A 5,445-nucleotide genomic window follows, 5' to 3' on the forward strand; every position below is an offset into this window, starting at 1 on the left:
AGTCGTGATCCCTATTGGTCCACTCTTGGATATGAAACATGGCAAGGGATTACGGATGTTACAGAATTACCTGAATCTTTGATGTTGAATATGCTAGATCTAAACAGACAGAAATGGGAGTCAGCTAATTGGCTTCCATTGTTACAAGTTATAATCGCAAAATATAGTTTAGATCTAGGAAATCTAACAGCAGAGAATCTTAATAGTGCAGGCTATGATTTATATGAAAAAAAAGACTATGCAGCAGCTATGCAACTTTTCATTGAAGCAATGAAAATTGATCCGACGTATGTTTTTGCACACTATAACTTTGCTTGCGCTGGTTCGCTATATCTCCAATATTGGTCAAATAAAGATAAAGGTATTTATGCACAACAAGAAGGACAATATAACCAAGAAATCATTGATACAGTAACTGATGAGGTATTTCAGAATCTAAGCATATCATTCTTTTTAGCTTCTAGATATTTAGAAAAATCCAAAACTGACCCTGATTTAGAATATATACGACAATTAAAACGTTATTCGAATATGAGACAAAATATTTCTGAACCCAATTTTTGGACAATATATGGATATTTTAAGTCTACAGTCAGTAATATAGAGGAATACCCAGAATCGGGACAATTATCAATTACATTAGACGGTGGCTTTTATTCTTCCTTTACAATTTTCGACCTAATTTCAAATCATAAGGGAGGTATAAATCAATGGGAATTTGATTATCATAATTATATAAACAAACAAAATGTCTCTTTAAATGAAGTTGATTATGGTTCATTAATGCAGTGGGGATATAGAATTAATTATGAATATATAAATATTAATAATGATGAATCTAGACAACCTTATATAATTGCTTACAAAAATAAATTAAAAATAGAAGGGCTAATTCACAATGACAAACATTGGAATATTTCAAGCACTCACACAGTATACAGCTATGAAGTAGGATACCCTCAAAAAAACCAAACACATGTTCTAGATTTTGAGTTTAATAACAAATGGGAAATATCTAGTCAACAACTGTTTTTCAATTCGATACGCGAATATTATCAACAAAATGTGTATATTAGAAAAAAATCTATAGAAAAAAGTTTAAAGAAAATGAGGTACTAAAAATGGCAGTTTATGAAATTTTTTGTGAAATAAGTCAAATAAAAAATTTATTGCAAACATATTTTGAATAAGACCATATGTTCTTATTAGAAGAACAAATTTTCAATATTAATTTACCTAAAAGTAAAATGAGAAAATTAAAGAATCTATCTGAGTATGTAAATGGGTCTGTAGAGTATATGCAACTTTCTAACTTAATAAATAGAAGTAAGCAATTCCAAAAAGAAGAAATGTATCTAGGCAAAGTAGATAAATCAGAAAAGACGGCTATATGCCTTCACTTCACAGCTGGACATTTTAACGGAGCTGATTCAACCACATGTGATACAAGCCCAAATAGAGCCATAGATGATCATAATGCCGTTAACTATTGGATTTATAGAGATGGAACAATTGTTGAATATATGGAACCTGAATACTGGGCACATCATTCTAGTGAATGTAGACATAATCCTAATATAGAATAACCAATAAAATCATAATTAAAATGTCTAGCTATAACGAATCGGAGTGAAGGAAATATGAATCCAAGAAAATTACTACTACCATTATTATTAGCCCTACTGAGTATCATACTCTTAGGATGTCCTCAGAAAGCTGAGGAAGATCAGACAAAAGAAGAATCCTCTCCCAGTGTTGAAGATATCGTACAAACAGAAGAACCTGTAAATCCTGGAGATATCGTTATAGAAAAAGCTCCTGTTAATACAGACACAGCTAATAGCCGTGATCCCTATTGGTCCACTCTTGGATATGAAACATGGCAGGGCATTACTGATGTTACAGAATTACCTGAATCTTTGATGTTGGATATGCTTAATGTGAATAGGATGTTATGGCAATCTGAATCTTACTTAACTTTGGAAGAGATAATTAGTAAATATAATCTGGATTTAGGTGAGCTTGATGCGGAGAATCTCAACAGTGCTGGTTATGATTTATATGTGAAGGGTGATTATGAATCAGCCATGCAAATGTTTATTGAAGCTATGAACATTGATCCCACCTATGTCTATGCTCATTATAACTTTGCCTGTGCGGGATCTCTGTACCTTCAGTACTGGGCAAATCAAGATAGCGGATTATACGCTCAGCAGGAAGGTTACTATAATGAGGAGTTCTTAACAACTGTCCAAGATGAAGTGTTTCAAAACTTAAGCATATCCTACTTCCTAGCCTCTAGATATTTGGAAAAATCTAAGACAGATTCTGATTTAGAATATATACGAAGCCTCAAACTCTATTCCAACTTACGACAAAATTTATCAGAAACCAAATTTTGGGGGTTATATGGCTATCATCAATCAGAAGTAAGTGACATAGAAGAGTTTCCTGAATCTGGACAACTATCAATAACACTAGATGGAGGTTTCTATTCAGGATACAGCTATTCTGATTTATGGGATGATCATAAGGGCCGTATTAATCAATGGGAGTTTGATACTCACAAGCTAATTTCAAATGACCAAGTATCACTGACTAAATTAGAAAATAACGATATTAAAAGACTAGGGTATAGAGTAGATTATGATACAGGAAACTCAAAAGATATAGGTAGACAACCATATATAATTACTTATGAAGATATGTTTAGTATAGAGGGTCTATTATATCGTGATGAAATTTGGAAAATAGAAGGAACAAAAACACTTTATAGATACAATATAGATTATCCTAAAAAGACATCCATTGGGACACTAAGGTTTACCTCATATCATGACTTTAACGTCTCAAATAAAAGTAATTATTATGATTCGATCAGAGATAGTTACGAATTACATCGCAAATTATTTAAAAGCTATATTGATGAGAAATTGAAGAATTAAGGATATTGAATGAGTGTATATCATAATGTATGTGAGAAAAGTATTATTCCCAGTAAATTAAACACTTTTTTTAAGGCTAGACCTTTTCTTTTAAATGAAAAGATATTGGATATTGAATTGCCTCTAAGTAAAATGCGGAAACTAAAGCATTTAAACGAATATGATAATGATTCGATCGAATTCACACTACTTGAATCAGAAATAAAAAACAGCAAGTTCCAAAAAGAAGAAATGTATTTAGGCAAAGTAGATAAATCAGAAAAGACAGCAATATGTCTTCACTTCACAGCTGGAGATTTTAAAGGAGCTGATTCAACCACATATAATTCAAGACCAAATAGATCAAGAGATGATCATAATGCAGTTTATTACGGTAAAATGTCTAGCTATAACGAATCGGAGTAAAGGAAATATGTATCCAAGAAAATTACTACTACCATTATTATTAGCCCTACTGAGTCTCTTAATATTAGGATGTCCTCAAAAGGCTGAGGCGGATCAGACGAAAGAAGAGCCCTCTCCCAGTGTTGAAGATATCGTACAAACAGAAAAACCTGTAAATCCTGGAGATGTCGTTATAGAAAAAGCTCCTGTTAATACAGACACAGCTAATAGCCGTGATCCCTATTGGTCCACATTAGGATATGAAACATGGCAAGGGATTACTGATGTTACAGAATTACCTGAATCGTTGATGTTGGATATGCTTAATGTACGAAGGATGTTTTGGCAAGCTACTGGTTATTTGACACTGGAAGAAGTGGTCATTAAATATCATCTCAACTTAGGGGAACTTAATGCTGAAAACCTTAATAGTGCAGGCTATGACCTATATGAGAAAGGTGATTACGAATCCGCCATGGTTTTGTTTACAGAAGCTATTACGATTGATCCAACCTATGTATATGCCCATTATAATTTTGCCTGTGCAGGATCGCTTTACCTTGAGCATTGGACTAATCAAGATAGCAGCTTATATGCCCAACAGGAAGGATATTATAATGAAAAGTTCCTTAATAATGTCCAAGATTCTGTATTTCAAAATCTAAGCCTTTCTTTTTTTCTAGCCTCAAGATATTTAGAAAAATCAAAAACAGATCCTGATCTTGAATATATCCGAAGTTTAAAACGCTATTCGAACCTTAGGCAAAACTTATCAGAACCTAAGTTCTGGTTGCTCTACGGATTCTATAGTGTGGAATCCAATTCCTATTGGGAGTATCAGCCTAAACTTAATGAACTATCTATTACTCTTGATAGTGGATTTTATTCAGCTAGAGGATTCGAAGATCTACTTAGTGACTTTAAAGGAGATACAACCAATCTATGGGAATATCATCTTCATCAATTTATTGACAAAAATCGGGTTAAATTTATTCAGCAAACAGTGGATACATTGTCCCAATTAGGGTATCGCTTTATTTGGGGTCAGGCTTCAGCTTATGGTCAAAAAGGAAGTCAACCCTACCTTATAGCTCAAAATAATCAGATAGAAATAACTGGTGTGATGATAGTTGATGAATATTGGGATTATGATGGTATTGATCAACTGTATTCCTATCACCTTGAGTATCCTAAGTTAGATACTAATGGAGACAAAGTATATTCTTCGTATCTAGATTGGAGTCCTTCTAATAAGCAAAAATTTTTTATGACTATAAGTGAAAATTTCAATATGTATTCTAAATACAACAAAGAGTCAATAAACGAAAAATTTGAAGAAATGGAGAATTGAGATGAGTCTCTATAGCGATAACTGTGATATTAGTAAAATATCTAAGATAGTTTATGACTACTTAGACGACCGCCCTTATCTAATTGAAGAACAAATTTTCGACATTGATTTACCTATCACTAAGATGAGAAAATTAAAAAAAATCGATGAATATACAAAGGATTCTAAACCTTTTAATTTACTTAGACTTGCCATCCAAAATGGAACGTTTAACAAGAAATTAATGCCAATTGGCAAAAAAGATAAAAAGGATAAGAAAGCTATATGTTTACATTTTACTGCTGGAGCTTATGAGGGCGCAGACGGTACTACTTGTAACACACCTTCAGATATTGTTGATGCCGATAGGCATGCTGTCAATTACTGGGTTTATAGAGACGGGACTATTGTGGAATACATGGAACCTGAATATTGGGCACATCATTCTAATTGTGGGGATGAATATAATCCAAAAGTTATCGCAATTGAAATTGTGAATTATGGGCCCATATATTTAGAAGGTAGTGATTTAAAATGGGTAGATTCAAAAGGTGAAATATATACATATTGTGAACTAGATGCCGCCCTTAAAAGTCCAGATAAGGCCTATATAGACTTGATGGATAATGATTATGATAAACTTGGTCGATATAAAAAAAACTCTTATCGTGGCTATAGATACTATCCAGCATTTGCTTCAGAACAGGTAGTTAGTGTAGCTAAACTGTTAAAATCCTTATGTAATGAGTATGATATTCCCTATCGTTTTCTTCCTTACGACATGCG

The 5,445-nt window shown here is 32.9% G+C and carries 6 protein-coding genes; all 6 read left to right on the forward strand.

The features are described 5' to 3' along the window. On the forward strand, window positions 1-1,119 hold a 1,119-nt coding region (locus tag K345_RS23325; RefSeq protein WP_037571513.1), incomplete at its 5' end, for a tetratricopeptide repeat protein. 128 nt (window positions 1,120-1,247) lie between these two features. Continuing rightward, entirely contained in the window at window positions 1,248-1,586 is a 339-nt protein-coding gene (locus K345_RS0106585) for an N-acetylmuramoyl-L-alanine amidase (protein WP_169714777.1), read from the forward strand. Window positions 1,587-1,640: 54 nt separating this feature from the next. Then, window positions 1,641-2,945, forward strand: a complete 1,305-nt coding sequence (locus K345_RS0106590) for a tetratricopeptide repeat protein (RefSeq protein ID WP_028973495.1) — start codon at window positions 1,641-1,643, stop codon at window positions 2,943-2,945. 9 nt (window positions 2,946-2,954) lie between these two features. Beyond that, complete coding sequence (locus tag K345_RS0106595) at window positions 2,955-3,350, forward strand: hypothetical protein (RefSeq protein ID WP_028973496.1); 396 nt, start codon at window positions 2,955-2,957, stop codon at window positions 3,348-3,350. Window positions 3,351-3,357: 7 nt separating this feature from the next. Continuing rightward, window positions 3,358-4,680: a tetratricopeptide repeat protein gene (locus K345_RS0106600; RefSeq protein WP_028973497.1), complete on the forward strand. Its 1,323-nt coding sequence runs from the start codon at window positions 3,358-3,360 to the stop codon at window positions 4,678-4,680. A gap of 1 nt (window position 4,681) precedes the next feature. Beyond that, window positions 4,682-5,445 (forward strand): N-acetylmuramoyl-L-alanine amidase (locus K345_RS20055; protein ID WP_037571515.1); only part of this gene is annotated, 764 nt, incomplete at its 3' end.

Source organism: Spirochaeta cellobiosiphila DSM 17781 (assembly GCF_000426705.1).
Lineage (GTDB): Bacteria > Spirochaetota > Spirochaetia > DSM-17781 > DSM-17781 > Spirochaeta_E > Spirochaeta_E cellobiosiphila.